We start from the raw sequence: 15,102 nt of genomic DNA, 5'->3' as shown, positions 1-15,102 counted from the left end.
TTGGGTTGCGAACGCGGGGTTCTGGTCGCGTCGACCGGGCGGCCGCGCGCGTCCTCGCCGACGGTACGGAGCGTGCCCGGCGCCGCGCGCCGCAGGGAAGTGCCAACCGTGCAAACCCGGCCGAGTCCGGGCGTGCGGACCTCGCGGCGCCGTCGACCACTAGAAGAGGGTGGCCTGCTCGCCGGAGAGCGGCGCCGCCGTCACCGGCGTCGGGCTGAGGGCGCCGGCCAGCGCAGGCAGCAGGTCGTCCGGTTCCGCCGGCATCGGCGGCATGGGCGGCGGTGGCGGCGCCGTGACGGCCCGGACGAAGCGGCGGGCCGGTCCGAAGAGGCGCAGCTCGTCCAGCGTGCGTTCCAGCCGGCCGCAGTCGACCCCGGCGGCGACGGCGCCGTCCACGTCCACGGACAGGTGGGGGATGGGCGCCATGAGCTCGAGGTTGCGCTCGACGCGGTCGCGGCTGGCGCGCAGCGCCGCCTCGACCTTGGGCGGCAGGTGCTGCAGCGAGGCGTACATGCCCGGCACGCTGCCGTAGTCGCGCAGCAGGCGCGCCGCCATCTTCGGGCCGATGCCGGTGGCGCCGTCCAGTCCGTCGGACGGGTCGCCGCGCAGCGCGGCCAGATCGGTGTACTGCGCCGGCGACACGCCGTACTCGGCCCGGACGGCGGCCTCGTCGTACACCTTGAGGTCGGCGAAGGTGGCCCGCGGACGCAGCAGCCGGGTCGTCGGCCCGACGAGTGCGGTGAGGTCCCGGTCGGAGCTCAGCACGTCGCAGGGCCACGACCGGGCCGCGCAGGCGTCCACCGTGGCGGCCAGCAGGTCGTCGGCCTCCGCGCCCTCCACCTCGACGACCGTGAAGCCGCACTCGCGCAGGTGGCCGCGCAGGGTCTGCAGGTGGCCGGGCAGATCCGGGTGCGTCGCGGCGCGGTGCGCCTTGTACTCGGGGAAGTCGAGCTTGCGCTGGTTGACGGGATGATCGAACCCCACGACGACGGCGTCGTAGGGCCCCTCCACCCAGGCGGATGCCAGCATGCCGACGACCGCCCCGGTCACGAACGGGGCCGTGGTGCCCTCGCGCTCCGCGTCGTGCCGGGCACTGTGGAACCCGCGGTGCCCGAGCGAGTTGCCGTCGACCGCCAGCACACGAGGGGAGGAGGGGACAGTGGGCACGGGCAGGATCCTGGCAGCAGCGGCGTCGAGGCCGACGGTAGCGAACCAGTAGCCTCGACTCCGACCATCGCCGACCGCCGTGGAGAGGAGCGCGCGTGCAGGGACGTGTTCGGCGCGCCCTCGTGACCGGCGCGTCCTCCGGCATCGGGGCGGCGTTCGCGCGCCACCTCGCCGATCGCGGTGTCGGACTGGTTCTCGTGGCCCGGCGCGAGGACCGGCTGCGGCAACTGGCCGACGCCCTGCCCACGCCCGTCGAGGTGCTGCCCGCGGACCTCGGCGACCCGGCGGAGCTCGCCCGGGTCGAGGCACGCCTGGGCACGACCGACGAGCCGGTCGACCTGCTGGTGAACAACGCCGGCGCGGGCGTGTACGGCCCGTTCGCCGCGCAGCCGGTCGACCGCCAGGTCGACCTCGTCGAACTCAACGCGCTGGCGGTGCTGCGGTGCTGCCGCGCGGTGCTGCCTCGACTGCTGGCCCAGGGGGACGGCGGCATCATCAACGTCGGCTCGCTCGCGGGGGTCCAGCCCGACCCGTACGCGGCCACCTACGGGGCGACCAAGGCCTTCGTCCGCAGCCTCAGCCAGGCGCTCCACGAGGAGGTCCGCGACCGCGGGGTCACCGTGACGCTCGTCACTCCCGGCCTGACCGCCACGGCGTTCGCCGACGCGGCGGAAGGTCGCGCTCCCATGGTCTCCGACCGGCTCGTGATGTCCGCCGACGCGGTCGTGACGTCGGCGCTGCGCGACTTCGCCCGCGGCCGGGCCCGTAGCGTCCCCGGTGTCGGCAACCGGATCGTGGCGAGCGCCGCGGCACTGGCTCCCCGGGGCGTGACCCGGCGCGTGTCGGCCACGCTGCACCGCAGGATGGCCGACACATGAGCGACGCCACCTCCGTGAACGCCGCCACACCCGTTCCGGACGCCGTGCACCTGCGGTTCCTGCTGGTGCGCGGGCTGCCCTTGCTGGTCGCCGCCGTCGAGCCTCACGGTCGAGGCCCGCAGTTGCTGGCGGCGCTCGACGAACGCGGCCTGCCGAGCATCGACGGGTTCCTCGGTGTCGACCTGCCTCGTGGCGCCCGCATCGGCTTCATGGTCGAGCCGCGCGAGCTGCGGCTGGTCGACGAACAGGACGCCACCCTGCTGCGCGCCGCTCGCGCCGACGTCGACCACGACTGGTTGCAGGCGGCCCGACGCGTCCGCGGCACGATGCTGGTGGTCTTGCGCGACGCCGTGCTCTCGCCCGACGAGGACCCACGTGACCTCGCGCGTCGTATCGACGAGCGGGCACGTGCCGGTGCGGCCAGCGGCGCCATCGTCGGCGTCGTCGAGGAACGCCCCAAGCTGCCGCTGCTGTTCTGACCGTCTCCACCGCCGCCTGCCAGGACCGCGTGCTCCGACCGCGTGCTCCGACCGTGCGCCGGCCGCGTGTCAGCCGACCGGCCGGCTCAGCACGTGGTCGGTCTGGACCTCGTCGTCGAGGACGAAGGCGATCTGGCCCACGGGCACGAAGCCCCAGCGCCGGTAGAAGCGCTGCGCCGCGCGGTTGTGCTCCCAGACCCCCAACCAGATGCGGTCGTGCGCTCGCGCCCGCGCGTGGGCGAGGACGGCCGCCATCATCCTCGAGCCGATGCCCCGACCGGTCAGCGGCAGCTCGACGTAGAGCCGCGCGAGCTCGACCGGTCGTTCGGCAGGCACCATCGTCGCGGGCGCCGGTCGGACGTGCGCGTACGCCACGACCCGTGCCGTCGTCGGGTCGACGCCCAGCAGGAACGCGGCACCCGGTTGGGCGAGCTGTTCCGCGATCCGCGGCTCGGCGAACGACCGGGCCGCGTAGCGAGCCACCCGCCCGGGGTCGTGCACCCCCATGAACGCCTCGGTGAACGTGCGCGCCCCCAGCGCCGCCAGCAACGCGGTGTCGTCGGCGGTGGCCCGGCGGAGAACCACGGGCAGTCGAGACCTGCGTCCCAGGTCTCCGGTCGGCGCCGCCGCAGGTCGCCCCATGTCAGCGCCAGCCGACGTCGAGCGCCGCGGCGCGGGCGGCGGCCTCACGCCGCGAGTCGACGCCGAGCTTCTGGAGCACGGCCGCGACGTGATGATCGACCGTGCGGACGGAGAGGACGAGCCGGTCGGCGATCTCCACGTTGGTCATGCCCTCGGTCAGCAGCGCGAGCACCTGCGCCTGCCGTTCGGTGAGGCCGGCCGGATGCTCGCGCGTCGTCGCCTGCGGGCCCCGTGGCAGCCGGCGCACCCCGAGCTCGCGTAGCCGGCGTCTCACCAGCCGGGCGGCCGGCGCCGCGCCGAGCCGGTCGAAGATCGTCAACGCCTCGAGCATGGGCTCCGGCTCGCCGGACGCGGACAGCTCGAGCGCGAGCTCGTAGGGCCGCCGGTCGGCGCGCCAGAGCCGAGCGGCCGCCTGCCAGTCGCCGCGCAGTCCCGACGCCCACGGTTCGGCCACCTCGGCGCCCGCCTCGACGGGGACGCCGGCCAGCTGCGCGTAGCGCAACGCCTCGGCGCGCAGGCGTGGGCGCAACCGCTCCAGCGGCAGCGCCGCCAGCCGCGCGTCGGCGTCGCCGGCACCGTGCAGCCAGGCCTGCTCCATGCGCACGACCCCGAGCAGCCCGATGTAGGGCGCGGCGCCGCTGCGGCAGGCCAGCTCCCAGCTGCGCTCCAGCAGTCCGTCGGCGTCCAGGTCCCCGCGGCGCAGGGCGATGCGCGCAAGGCTCTCCAGGGCGATCAGGTCGATGACGCCGTGCTCGTCGGTGCCGTCGCGCAGCCGGTGCAGCGCGGCCTCGGCGTCGGTCCAGTTGCCCTGCGCGACGTCGATGGCCGCCAGCCTGGCCCGGATGTCGAAGGCGTGCGAGGTGAAGTCGTGGTCCACCATGAAGGCGAGCGCCTCGCCGAGCACCTGCCGGGTCGCCTCGCTCGGTTCGCGGGCGACCATGAGCTCGAACGACAGGTTCGTCCAGGCCCGGGCGGCCAACTCGAGGTGGCCACCTTCGAGTGCGAGCCGGATCGCGGCGCGGAAGTCGTCCGGGTCCGGGGTCCGGCCACCGGCGCACTGCGCGACGGCCCGGTAGTTGAGCGCCAGCGACTGCAGGTCGGGACGGGGCAGCTCGGCGGTGCGGGTCACGGCCTCCTGGCCCAACCGCAGCGACAGGTCCGCCGGGTGCTCGGCCAGGGCGTACGTGGACGCCCGTGCGACCAACCCTTCCGCCCGCTGCTCGGCGTCGCCGTGGTCGTCCAGCAGCTTCGCCGCCTGGTCGGCGAGGTCCACCGCGACACCGGGCTCGTTCGCCATGTAGTGCATCCGGCTGCTGACGATGAGCGCCCGCGCCCTGGCCACCGGCTCGCCGAGCTCGGCGCGCCGTTCGACCGCCGTCCGTGCGGCGGCCAGCGCCTCCTCGACCCGGTGGAGGTTGTAGAGCGTCCACGCCTGCTGCTCGAACAGCTCCGCCTGCACCTCGACGGAGAGCAGGTCGGCGTGGCGCAGGACGTTGGCCTGGTGGGCCGCCGCCTCGCGGAACGCGCCGGCACCGAAGGCCACCCGCGCCGCGCGCGGTCCGTGGGTGGCGACGACGTCCCCGCGAGCGGCCGCGGTCGCGTGGTGCAGGATCGCCGCGTCGTCGGCCTCGTGCGCCAGCAGGCAGTCCAGGACGCGTTCGTGGTGGGCGAGCCGGGCCGCCACCGGCAGGCTGGCCTCGACGGCCAGACGGGTCAGCTCGTGCCGGAAGCGGACGGTGGCACCGTCCACCCGCAGCACGCCACGGGCCTCGGCCAGGGCGAGGGCCAGCGGATCGAGCCCGAGGCCGTCACGCATCGCGAGATCGATGCCGTCGGGAACGACCGAGAGCACCTCGACCGCCTCGCGGGCCGCGGGTGGCAGGTGACGGACCCGGGCCTGGATGGCGTCGGTCACGCTGGTCGGCAGGGCACCGCCGTCGTGCACGAGCTCGGTGACGAAGAACGGGTTGCCGCCGGTCAGGGCGGCCACCTGTCGCGGGTCCAGGTCCGTCCCCTCGGTGAGGCGTTGGACGGCTGCCGAGCTCAGCGGCCGCAGCTCGACGCGGTGGACCGTTGGCGTCGGCAGGGACGCCAGCACCCCCCACAGCGGATGGTCCGCGTGGAGGTCACCGTCGCGATAGGACAGCACCAGCAGGGCCGGCCGACGCTCGAGGCGCCGGCCGACGTAGCGGACGACGTCGAGGGTGGCCTCGTCGGCCCAGTGCACGTCCTCCAGGACGAGCACCGTCGGACGCAGCGGGTTGTCCAGTTCGTCCAGCAGCGCGTCGAGGACGGCGTTCGTGTCCCCGCGGGCGACGGCATCGGCCAGGGCCCCGCCGGCACCACGAGCCACGTCGTGGAAGGGGCCGAGGGTGCGGCGGGTCAGGAAGTCGTCGCACCAACCGACCAGCAGGCGGCACTCCTCGCCCGGCGCCGCGGACCACGCGCGCAGCAGGCTGGACTTGCCGATGCCGGGTTCTCCGGACACGAGCACGACGGAGCCCCGACGACGGGCCGCGTCGCCGAGTGCGTCGCGGAGCAGGTCGAGTTCGCCCGCCCGTTCCAGCAGCTCCATCGTCCCGGTTCCGACCGCAGCGGTGCGCTCCCCATCCTCCGGGGAACGCACCGCGTTGTGAAGGGTTTCAGGCGACGACCTCCAATTCGACCGGGATGCCGTTGGTGAGGACGTCGTAGACGGCCGAGCGGGACCGCGACTGCTCGACGATTTCGCGCAACGTCTCCGCCGGCGCGTCGCCCTCGATGGTCAGTCGCATCTGCACCTTCTCGTAACCGTTGCGGACGGCACCGGACATCCCGAAGATGCCCTGCAGGTCGATGTCGCCGACGACGGTGGACTCGACGCGGGTGAGGACGACCCCGCGAGCGGTCGCGATGTTGCCGATCCCGGCCGTGATGCACGAGGCCAGCGCGTAGAGCAGGAACTCGACGGGCGTGGGGCCGTTGTCGCGGCCGACGAGGACGGCCGGGTGGTCGGCGTCGAAGACGAAGGTGCGCTCGTGCTCGCGCTCCTCGCCGGCGCCGTGGAACCCCTGGCTGGTGTTCTGGCTGTGCGTGCCGGAGACCCAGCGGTTCTTCGCGCGGAAGGTGAAGTGCGCGAGGTCCCGCTGGCCCCGGACGGCATCGAGCGTGGCGAACAGGGTGGCGACGTCGACGCCGTTGCGGACGCCGGTCTCGGTCGTGGTCTGGCTCATGGTGGTTCCTGACGAGTCGTGGGGAGGTCGGACGCGACGATCCTCCACCGGAATCGGGCACCGATTCCTCGGTGGGGGCTACCCATGTCGACGGTCGACCTGCCCAGTTCCCAGCGGCGGCGTCCGGCGGCGGAGTTGGGCACCGGTTGCCCAGGCCGGCGCGGCCGTGGCCCGCGACGGTGGCGGCGCACGTTCCACACGAGAGGAGCCTCCGATGACCCACAGCCGCCTCGAAACCGTCCGTACCTCGACGTCCGTCACCGACCGCGCCCCCATCCCCCCGACGGGATGGCGGGTCGAGGCGGCCCGTGCGTCGCTCGCCCGCGTGCTGGCCGCCGCTGCCAGCGCCGACTTCGACGACGCCGCCGGCTGGGCGCGCCTGCGCGCCCAGGCACATGCCGCCACCGCCGTCCTGTGGGCGGCCGGCGTGTTGCCGCCCCACCTGCGCATCCGCCATGGGGATCCGCCGGTCGTCGTGGCGCGCGGCCTGGCGCGGGCATGGCGCCACGCCTCGCTGGCCGCCTGAGCGCGGCTCAGGTCTCCGTCACGGTGGCCTGGGCCGCCTCGCGGGCGCCGCGGCGCCGGGCCGTCGCCACCGCCACCCCGATCAGCACGAGCGGGGCGCCGACGGCGAACCAGGCCGCCGGCAGCTCGTCGAGCAGCAGCCAGGCCAGGATCCCGGCCCCCACCGGCTCGGACAGCACCACGATGGAGACGACCGTGGCCGGCACGCTGGACAGCAGCGTGTTGAAGATCGTGTGGCCCAGCAGCTGTGGCCCCACGACGATGCCCAGGATCGCCAGCCACACCGTCGGCCGGTAGCCGGCCAGCGGCACGCCCGACGCCAGACACACCACCAGCAGCGCCAGTGCGGCCCACGCGTACACGACGCACGAATAGGTGGCCGCCGGCACGTCCCGCCGGGCGACGCGGCCCGCCAGCAGGTAGCCGGTGATCGCGACGGCGCCGCCGAACGCCATGGCGTCGCCGAGCAGTGCCTCCCTGCCGAGGTCGATGGCGGCCGCGTCGCCGAGGCCGATCACGACCGCCCCGACGATCGTGAGCCCCATGCCCACCACGGTCCGGCGACTCGTGCGCTCGTGCAGGAACCACCAGCCCCCGAGCGCCACGAACACCGGGGACATCGTCACGAGGGTGACGGCGCTGGCGACGGTGGTGAGCGCCAGCGCACCCTGGAACAGCGCGAAGTGCAGCGCCAGTGACAGCCCGGACCCGAACAGTTGACGCCGGCGCGTCGCGGTGAGCCGCGTGCCGCGGCGCACCTGGGCCCGCACGGCCAGCGGCGCGAGCGCCAGCGCCCCCAGCGCCGTGCGCCAGAACGCCACGGCCAGCGCCGGTGCCGCCCCGGCCGGGGCCGTGGTCACGCCCGGGTCGTCGCCCATGGCCACGCGCGCCAGGATCGCCGAGGTCGACACCGCGAGGGCACCGACGAGCAGGCCGAGTAGGACGACGGGGCGGGGGAGTGGGCGCACGCGCCGAGCCTAGTGGCGCTACACCTACCCCCCATGAACGCCATGGACCTGCTGCGCACCCTGCTCGAACCGTCGCGCCTGGCGGTGCTCGGCACCATCGCCGTGGGTCCCGCCACCCCGGACGAGATCGAGAAGCTGACCGGCGTCCGGCGGCGCGACGTGCTGCGCACGCTGGGGCCGCTGGTCCAGGCCGGCCTGGTCGTCCGCGACGGGGAGGCCTACGTCGTCGAGGCGGCGACCTGGCGGGCCGTCGCCCAGGAGCTGCCGCAGGCCCCGCCGCCGCACCCGCGCATCGCGTTCGGGATGACCCGCGCCGAGGCCGAGGTGCTGGGGCGGTTCTTCGTCGGGGAACGGCTGACGGAGATCCCGGCGTCGCGCGGCAAGCGCCTCGTGGTGCTCGAGCGGCTGGCCCTCGAGTTCGAGCCCGGCCGGCGCTACACGGAGCCCGAGGTGAACGAGATCCTCGGCCGCTTCAACCCCGACCACGCCAGCCTGCGGCGCTACCTCGTCGACGAAGGACTCCTCGACCGTGACCGTGGCGAGTACTGGCGGTCCGGAGGCCGCGTGCTGCACTGACCCCCGTGCGAGGGGCGGTCAGCCGCCGAGGTGGCCGTAGCGGTCGAGGACCCGCACGACGTAGAGCTGCGTCTCCACGATCGCCGGCACGCCGCCGGCGGCGTGCACCCGACCGGGACCGGCGTTGTAGGCGGCCAGGGCCAGTTCGACGGACCCGAAGGTGTCCAGCTGGGCGGCGAGGTAGCGCGCCCCGCCGTCGAGGTTCTGGACCGGGTCGTGGGGGTCGACGCCCAGGCCGCGCGCGGTGGCGGGCATGAGTTGGGCGAGCCCGATCGCGCCGGCATGGGACCGCGCGTCTGGACGGAAGTTCGACTCGGTCCACACCAGCGCGGCCAGCAGCCGGCCGTCCAGGCCGTACCGGGCGGCGGTGGCGTCGATCAGGGCCGCCCACGGCCGCCCCGCCGGTGGCAACGCGCTCGCCCAGGCGGGCGCGGGACCGTCGACGGGGACGTCGGTGCGCACGGGGACCCGGACCGCGGCCGCGGACCGCTCCAGCGCCTCCACGCGGTCCTGCAGTTCGCGGACGAGCGCGGCGCGGACCTTCGCGTCCGACTCCAGGGAGGCGACCACGTCGGCACGCTCCTGCCGGCGCTGCGCCACCTCGTCGACCAGGCGGTGCTGTTGCTGCTGCAGGGACGCCAGCTCCCGGTGGCGCTCGTCGGCGACCGCCGTGGCCGCCTGCGCCGCCAGCCGGAGCTCGTAGACCTCGCCGCGGCGGTGGGCGGTGTCGTCGACGATCACGACCGCGGCGGCCGAGGCCTCCCGGTCGTCGCTCACGAGCCGGCCGACGGTCTGGATCGCCACCGCCACCTCGTGCAGGTCCGACGCGCCGCCGACGCCGCGGATCACCAGGTCCGGCGGGAGGCGGCTGCCGAGCTTGTACGCCTCGATCGCGCGCTGCTCCACCTGTGACCGCCGGTCACGCAGGTCGTCGACGGCGGCCTCGAGCTCCTCGCTGGCAGCGGCCAGCTCAGCCGCGCCGTGCTGCTGCTCCTCGCGGGCCCGCTCGGCGGCGTCGGACGCCACGCGGACCTCGTCGTTCAGCTGGGTGAGGCGGGTGGAAGCGGCCGACAACCGGTCGTCGAGCACGGCCAGCTCGTCGGCCGCGGCCCGGACGGCGGCGCGGGCGTCGTCGAGGCCGCGTTCGGCATCGGTCAGCCGGTCCCGCGTCCGGTCGAGGTCGTCGACGGGTGCGGCCGTGGCCTCGGTCGCCGCCGTGGCCGCCGTGAACGGCAGCAGCAGGCCGGTGGCCACGAGCACGGCCACGACCGGCCGCGCTGGTCTGCCCCGCGGCATCACACGCCCCTCGACGAACCCCGTGGGCGTGCGACGCCCACCTCGTCCCCGAGCTATCGGCACGCGGCCGCGCCGACTTCAGTGCGCGGGCGCCTACAGGTCGTCGGCGAAGCCGCGCAGACGGTGCGCGTGCGACGGATGGCGCAGCTTGGCGAGGGTCTTCTTCTCGATCTGCCGGATCCGCTCCCGCGTGACCCCGTAGAGCGCACCGATCTCCTCGAGCGTTCGCGGTTCCTCGCCCGACAACCCGTAGCGCAGTTCCAGCACGCCGCGTTCGCGCTCGTGCAGCGACTCCAGGGCGAGGACCACCTCGCGGCGGGCGATGCCGGCGGTGGCGACCGCCTCGGGGTCCTCCGCCTCGTCGTCGGGCACGAGGTCGCCCAGCGTCGCGTCGCTGTCCTCGCCGACGCTGCGGTCCAGCGAGGTGATCTCCCGCCCCGCCAGCCGCAGTTCGCGCAGCCGTTCCAGGGTGAGACCGAGGTCGTCCGCGACCTCCTCGTCGGTCGCCTCGCGACCGAGGACCTGCAGCAGCTCGAACTCCGTGCGCCGGACCTTGGCGACCAGTTCGTGGACGTGCACCGGCAACCGCACCGAGCGGGCCTTGTTTGCGGTGCCGCGCGTCAGCGCCTGGCGGATCCACCACGTGGCGTAGGTGGAGAACTTGTAGCCCTTGGTGTGGTCGAACTTCTCCACCCCGCGCATGAGGCCGAGGTTGCCCTCCTGCACCAGTTCCAGCAGGGACAGTCCGCGCCCGAGGTAACGGCGTGCGACCGACACGACAAGCCGCAGGTTGGCCGTCACCAGCCGCTCCTGGGCCCGCGCGCCCTCGGCCGTCAGGCGCCGCAGGCGTGCCCGTTGCGCGCGGGTGAGCCGCTCGTCCTGCAGCGCCTGCTTGGCGGCCAGACCGGCGTGGTAGCGCTTGGCGAGGTCGACCTCCTCCTCGGCGCTCAGCAGCGCGACCCGGCCGATGGCGTTGAGGTACTGGCGCACCCCGTCGGTCGTCGCGGTCAGCACGGACGCCGGTGGCGGTGCGACGTCGTCGGTGAGGTCGTCGACCACCTCGAGGCCCGCGTCACGGGCGGCGTTGGCCACCTCGTCGGGCCAGTCGGCCGCATCCTCCAACGGGTCGTGGAGGTCGTGGATCTCGCTGAGGAGCACGTAGCCGCGCCCGGTGGCACGGGACCACAGTTCCTGCAGTCCGGATCGGTCGACCATCATGCCCGTACCGGCCACGCTCACCCCCCGGTCATGGCCGCTTCCTCGACCACGCCCCTCTCGGCGACAGATCGCGACCCTAGCGGCATCGTGCCCGAATCGGGCCGAGCCGCCACCCGTCCGGCACGTCCCGACACCGAACCTTCAGCGGTGCTTCAGGGCCCGTCCGACGGACGCGCGACCAGGACTCAGTCGACGGTCAACTCGAGCCAGCGGTCCTCCGCCGCGCTCAGCTCGCCCTCCAGGCGCTGCAGGTCGGACTGCAACGCCGTGAGGCGTGCCACGTCGGTCGCCGCGGCGGCCATGTCGGCTTGCAGTTCGTCGCGGCGGGCCGTGAGCCGCTCGACCTGCTGCTCCAGCCGGCGGGCCTCCTTACGTGCCGCCTGCCGGGCCCGGTTGTCCTGTGCCGACGCCCGCGTCGCGCGGCTGGTCTCGGCGGCGCGCTGCTCGTCGGCCGCGGTCCGGACGCGGTGTGCCGCGCGGTAGGCCTCCCAGTCGAGGTGCTCGGTCAGCCGCCCGTTCTCGACGGCGACGATCCGGTCGGTGAGCCGGTCGAGCACGTAGCGGTCGTGGGAGGCGACGACCAGCGTGCCCTTGAAGCCGTCGAGGTGGTCCTCCAGGACGGTCAGCGTGTCGAGGTCGAGGTCGTTGGTCGGCTCGTCCAGCACCAGCACGTTGGGGGCGGCGACCAGCAGGTGCAGCAGCGCCACGCGGCGGCGCTCGCCCCCGCTCAGCAGCGACAGCGGCGTGCGCTGCAGTTGCCCGTCGAACCCGAACCGCTCGGCGAGCCGGTGGGCGGGCAGCGTCTCGCCGTTGGCCAGCGGCACGAACGCGGCGATGTCCAGCACCGTCTCCAGCACGGTGCGCTCCTCGCCGGCCGCGTCCGCGGCGGTGCCGTGCTCCTGCTCGTAGAGGCCGAGCTCCACGGTGGTGCCGGTGCGGACCTCGCCGGCGTCGGGAGCGAGGCGGCCCGCCAGCACGTGCAGCAGCGTGGTCTTGCCGGCGCCGTTCGGGCCGACGATCCCGACCCGCTCACCGGGACCGATGCCGAGGTCGACGCGGCCCAGGACGGTGCGCCCGCCACGCGCCACGCTGACCTCACGCAGGTCGAGCACGTCGTTGCCCAGCCGGGTCCGGCCGGTGCCCAGATCCAGCGGCGTGGCCTCGGTGTCACCGGCAGCGGCGTCGCGGAGCACCTCGACCTGCTCGACGCGGAACCTCGGCTTCGAGGTGCGGGCCTTCGGGCCGCGGCGCAACCAGGCGATCTCCTTGCGCAGCAGGTTGCGGGCCCGGGCCGTCGAGCGCTCGCGCATGGCCGCACGCTCGGCGCGGGCCTCCAGCAGCGAGGAATACGACCCCTCGTGCCAGTGGACGCGCTGGTCCGCGAGGTCGAGCATGCGGTTGGCGAGCCGCTCCAGCACGTAGCGGTCGTGGGTCACCAGCAGCAGCCCGCTTCCGCGGCGGTGTAGCTCACCCTCGAGCCAGTCGATCGTGTCCACGTCGAGGTGGTTGGTCGGTTCGTCGAGGATCAGCAGGTCGGAGGGCGCCAGCAGGGTCTGCGCGACGGCCACGCGGCGGCGCTGGCCGCCGGACATCTGCGCGGTCGACTGCCCGGGGTCGACGCCCAGCACGTCGAGCAGGCGCTCGGCCTCGTGCGCCGCGGCCGTCGGGTCGCCGGCCAGCACCACGTCCAGGGCCTGCCGGTCGTCGAACCTCGGCTCCTGGGCGAGGAACCCGATCCGCAGGCCGCTGCGGGGGATCACGCTGCCCACGTCGGGGGCGCGCTGACCGGCGACGATCCGGAGCAGCGTGGTCTTGCCGGAGCCGTTGGGACCGACCACGCCGACCCGGTCGTCGGAGGTCAGGCCGAAGGAGGCGTCGGCGAAGAGGATCCGGCCCTCGACGGACGCCGTCACGGAATCGACGGACACCAGGTGCATGGCGGCGCAGGGTAGGCTCGCCGGCTCGCCACCGCCGTTTCCGTGAGGCCCGCGTGATCAGCCTGTCCGGTGTCGGCGTCACCATCGGCGCGCGCACTCTGTTCGCCGACGTGTCGCTGCGCTTCCCGCCCGGCCGACGGGTCGCGCTCGTCGGTGGCAACGGGGCGGGCAAGACCACGCTGCTCAACGTGGTGGTGGGCAACCGCGAGCCGGACCAGGGCACCGTCAGCCGGCCCAAGGACCTGCGCATCGGCTGGCTGCCGCAGGACGTCGTCGACGCCGTGGGGGAGTCGGGGACCGTCCTGGAACACGTGCTCGAGGGCGCGTCGCACATCCTGCGCTTCGAGACGGAACTGCGGGACCTGGAACGCCGGATCGAGACCACCGTCGACGAGGGCCGACAGGAACGGCTGCTGGTCCGCCACGCCGAGGTACAGGACCGCTTCCAGCAACTCGGCGGCTACGAGGTCGAGGCGGAGGCACACCGGGTCCTGGCGGGGCTCGGTTTCGCGGCCGACGACGCGGAGCGCCCCACGGGGGAGCTGTCGGGTGGCTGGCGGGTGCGCGTGGCGCTGGCGCGCCTGCTGCTGGCCAGACCCGACCTGCTGGTGCTCGACGAGCCGACCAACCACCTCGACCTCGACACCATCGCCTGGTTGGAGCAGACGCTGGCCGAACTGCCCGGCGGGCTGCTGTTCGTGAGCCACGACCGCGACTTCATCGACGCGGTGGCCGACCGCATCGTGGAGGTCGCCGCCGGGACGGCCACCGAGTACGTGGTCCGGGGCGGGACCACCGCCGCCGAGCAGGGCGGGTTCGAGTCGTTCGTGCTGCAGCGCGAGGAGCGGCTGGCCCAGCTGCGCGCCGCCAAGGCGCAGCAGGACCGCCAACTCGCCCAGACCGAACGGTTCATCGAGCGCTTCCGCTACAAGGCCAGCAAGGCCCGGCAGGTCCAGTCGCGGATCAAGGCGCTCGACCGGGTGCAGCGCGTCGACATCCCGGACCACCGCCAGCTCGTCGCCCGGTTCCAGTTCCCGGCGCCGAGACGCTCCGGCCGGGTCGTGGCCGAGTTGAGCAGCGTGCGAGTGGCCTACGGCGACACGGTCGTGCTCGACGGTGTGGACCTGGCGGTCGAGCGCGGCCGCAAGGTGGCGATGATCGGCCCGAACGGTGCCGGCAAGACCACGCTGCTGCGCCTGCTGGCCGGGACGTTGGACGCGGACGCCGGCGAGGTGACGCTCGGGCACAACGTCGACGTGGCGGTCGTCGACCAGCACCAGGCCGAGGTGCTCGACCTGTCGCGCACGGTCCTGGAGGAGTTCCGCACGGCGCTGGGCGAGCGGCACCGGCAGCTCAACCACCGCTCGATGCTGGGGGCGTTCGGGTTCCCCGGCGACCTCGCGGATCGCCGGGTCGGGGAGCTGTCCGGCGGCGAGCGCACCCGGCTGGGGCTGGCCAAGGCGATGACCTCGCCGGTCAACCTGCTGCTGCTCGACGAGCCGACCAACCACCTCGACCTCGCCAGCCGCGACGTGCTCGAGGACGCGTTGCTGGCCTACCCGGGCACGGTGCTGCTGATCACCCACGACCGGCACGTGATTCGCGGTGTCGCCGACGCGATCGTCGAGGTCGGCCACGGCCGGGCACGCTGGTTCGACGGCACCTACGAGGAACTGCAGTGGCGGCGCGACGGTGGCGAGGGCGCCGCTGCCACGCCGACCAGCCGCCGTGCCGACGGTGCGGCCGGTGCCGGGCGTGCGGGCGGTCCGGGCGGTGTCGGCGGTGCAGGCGGTGTCGGTGGTGCGGGCGGTCCGGGCGGCGACAAGCGCCGGAATGCGGACGGCAAGCGCCGCGAGGCCGAACGCCGCAACGCCCGGCACCGCGCCACGAAGGACCTTCGCCGTGAGGTGACGAAGCTCGAGGACGAGCTGTCGACGGTCGAGGCACGGATCGCGGAGCTCACCCGTGAGCTGGCCGACCCCGACGTCTACGGCGATGGCGAGCGCGTCAAGCAGCTGGTGACCGAGCACGGCGAGGCCAAGGACCGCGCCGCCACGCTGCTGACGGCGTGGGAGCGGGCGCAACTGCGCCTCGAGGCGGCCGAGGCGGAGGTCGAGGCCGCCTTCGACGCCTGACCGTCCGTCCCAGGGGACGCGTAACCGCCGCGTGTCCGCCTCGTTGGTCCCGAAGAGCGCCCGGGGTGC

13 protein-coding genes are annotated in these 15,102 nt (G+C 74.3%); 5 read left to right on the top strand and 8 right to left on the bottom strand.

Annotated elements, in window-relative coordinates; all coding sequences use genetic code 11:
* Nucleotides 1–159: 159 nt before the first annotated feature.
* Nucleotides 160–1,167 (bottom strand): 5'-3' exonuclease H3TH domain-containing protein, encoded by a 1,008-nt coding sequence (locus ACERM0_RS10195; RefSeq protein ID WP_373678487.1) that lies wholly within the window; start codon nt 1,165–1,167, stop codon nt 160–162.
* Between the two features lie 95 nt (nt 1,168–1,262).
* Here ACERM0_RS10195 and ACERM0_RS10190 point away from each other — a divergent pair, with 95 nt between their 5' ends.
* Both ACERM0_RS10190 and ACERM0_RS10185 read left to right on the top strand, forming a co-directional pair.
* The gene (locus ACERM0_RS10190) at nt 1,263–2,045 is read left to right on the top strand and encodes an SDR family NAD(P)-dependent oxidoreductase (protein WP_373678486.1); all 783 of its coding nucleotides are present in this window, start codon (nt 1,263–1,265) and stop codon (nt 2,043–2,045) included.
* Entirely contained in the window at nt 2,042–2,524 is a 483-nt protein-coding gene (locus ACERM0_RS10185; RefSeq protein ID WP_373678485.1) for a hypothetical protein, read from the top strand. Before ACERM0_RS10190 ends, ACERM0_RS10185 begins: the two co-directional genes overlap by 4 nt.
* Nucleotides 2,525–2,593: 69 nt before the next feature.
* Here the strand turns inward: ACERM0_RS10185 and ACERM0_RS10180 are convergent, their stop codons facing one another.
* The 3 genes from ACERM0_RS10180 to ACERM0_RS10170 form a co-directional block, all read right to left on the bottom strand.
* The gene (locus ACERM0_RS10180) at nt 2,594–3,109 is read right to left on the bottom strand and encodes a GNAT family N-acetyltransferase (protein ID WP_373678484.1); all 516 of its coding nucleotides are present in this window, start codon (nt 3,107–3,109) and stop codon (nt 2,594–2,596) included.
* A gap of 58 nt (nt 3,110–3,167) precedes the next feature.
* Entirely contained in the window at nt 3,168–5,741 is a 2,574-nt protein-coding gene (locus ACERM0_RS10175; protein ID WP_373678483.1) for an AAA family ATPase, read from the bottom strand.
* A 67-nt stretch (nt 5,742–5,808) separates the two neighbouring features.
* Nucleotides 5,809–6,378, bottom strand: coding sequence for an OsmC family protein (locus ACERM0_RS10170; protein WP_373678482.1), 570 nt, complete (start codon nt 6,376–6,378; stop codon nt 5,809–5,811).
* Nucleotides 6,379–6,592: 214 nt separating this feature from the next.
* On the opposite strand from ACERM0_RS10170, the gene ACERM0_RS10165 reads away from it, so the two are divergent.
* Nucleotides 6,593–6,904, top strand: a complete 312-nt coding sequence (locus ACERM0_RS10165) for a hypothetical protein (RefSeq protein ID WP_373678481.1) — start codon at nt 6,593–6,595, stop codon at nt 6,902–6,904.
* A 7-nt stretch (nt 6,905–6,911) separates the two neighbouring features.
* Here ACERM0_RS10165 and ACERM0_RS10160 read toward each other — a convergent pair whose 3' ends face one another.
* Nucleotides 6,912–7,871, bottom strand: coding sequence for a DMT family transporter (locus tag ACERM0_RS10160; RefSeq protein WP_373678480.1), 960 nt, complete (start codon nt 7,869–7,871; stop codon nt 6,912–6,914).
* 33 nt (nt 7,872–7,904) lie between these two features.
* Here ACERM0_RS10160 and ACERM0_RS10155 point away from each other — a divergent pair, with 33 nt between their 5' ends.
* Nucleotides 7,905–8,447: a DUF2087 domain-containing protein gene (locus tag ACERM0_RS10155; RefSeq protein WP_373678479.1), complete on the top strand. Its 543-nt coding sequence runs from the start codon at nt 7,905–7,907 to the stop codon at nt 8,445–8,447.
* An 18-nt stretch (nt 8,448–8,465) separates the two neighbouring features.
* Here ACERM0_RS10155 and ACERM0_RS10150 read toward each other — a convergent pair whose 3' ends face one another.
* The 3 genes from ACERM0_RS10150 to ACERM0_RS10140 all read right to left on the bottom strand — a co-directional run bounded on the left by ACERM0_RS10150 (nt 8,466) and on the right by ACERM0_RS10140 (nt 12,898).
* The gene (locus ACERM0_RS10150; RefSeq protein ID WP_373678478.1) at nt 8,466–9,743 is read right to left on the bottom strand and encodes a transglycosylase SLT domain-containing protein; all 1,278 of its coding nucleotides are present in this window, start codon (nt 9,741–9,743) and stop codon (nt 8,466–8,468) included.
* A 93-nt stretch (nt 9,744–9,836) separates the two neighbouring features.
* The gene (locus ACERM0_RS10145; protein ID WP_373678477.1) at nt 9,837–10,961 is read right to left on the bottom strand and encodes a sigma-70 family RNA polymerase sigma factor; all 1,125 of its coding nucleotides are present in this window, start codon (nt 10,959–10,961) and stop codon (nt 9,837–9,839) included.
* A 185-nt stretch (nt 10,962–11,146) separates the two neighbouring features.
* Nucleotides 11,147–12,898, bottom strand: a complete 1,752-nt coding sequence (locus ACERM0_RS10140; protein WP_373678476.1) for an ABC-F family ATP-binding cassette domain-containing protein — start codon at nt 12,896–12,898, stop codon at nt 11,147–11,149.
* 53 nt (nt 12,899–12,951) lie between these two features.
* Here ACERM0_RS10140 and ACERM0_RS10135 point away from each other — a divergent pair, with 53 nt between their 5' ends.
* Nucleotides 12,952–15,033 carry an ABC-F family ATP-binding cassette domain-containing protein gene (locus ACERM0_RS10135; protein WP_373678475.1) on the top strand — a complete coding sequence of 694 codons (2,082 nt, stop codon included), beginning with the start codon at nt 12,952–12,954 and terminating at the stop codon, nt 15,031–15,033.
* The last annotated feature ends 69 nt before the right edge of the window (nt 15,034–15,102 follow it).

The organism is Egicoccus sp. AB-alg2, from assembly GCF_041821065.1.
GTDB lineage: Bacteria > Actinomycetota > Nitriliruptoria > Nitriliruptorales > Nitriliruptoraceae > Egicoccus.
Note: the sequence above shows the minus strand (reverse complement) of the source record. Positions and strands in the feature narration are given on the sequence as shown.

Bases quoted from the DNA above. Each gene is read 5' to 3' on its own strand.
- ACERM0_RS10185 (WP_373678485.1), top strand. From the start codon at position 2,042: ATGAGCGACGCCACCTCCGTGAACGCCGCCACACCCGTTCCGGACGCC.
- ACERM0_RS10175 (WP_373678483.1), bottom strand. From the start codon at position 5,741: ATGGAGCTGCTGGAACGGGCGGGCGAACTCGACCTGCTCCGCGACGCA.
- ACERM0_RS10170 (WP_373678482.1), bottom strand. From the start codon at position 6,378: ATGAGCCAGACCACGACCGAGACCGGCGTCCGCAACGGCGTCGACGTC.
- ACERM0_RS10165 (WP_373678481.1), top strand. From the start codon at position 6,593: ATGACCCACAGCCGCCTCGAAACCGTCCGTACCTCGACGTCCGTCACC.
- ACERM0_RS10155 (WP_373678479.1), top strand. From the start codon at position 7,905: ATGAACGCCATGGACCTGCTGCGCACCCTGCTCGAACCGTCGCGCCTG.
- ACERM0_RS10150 (WP_373678478.1), bottom strand. From the start codon at position 9,743: ATGCCGCGGGGCAGACCAGCGCGGCCGGTCGTGGCCGTGCTCGTGGCC.
- ACERM0_RS10145 (WP_373678477.1), bottom strand. From the start codon at position 10,961: ATGATGGTCGACCGATCCGGACTGCAGGAACTGTGGTCCCGTGCCACC.
- ACERM0_RS10140 (WP_373678476.1), bottom strand. From the start codon at position 12,898: ATGCACCTGGTGTCCGTCGATTCCGTGACGGCGTCCGTCGAGGGCCGG.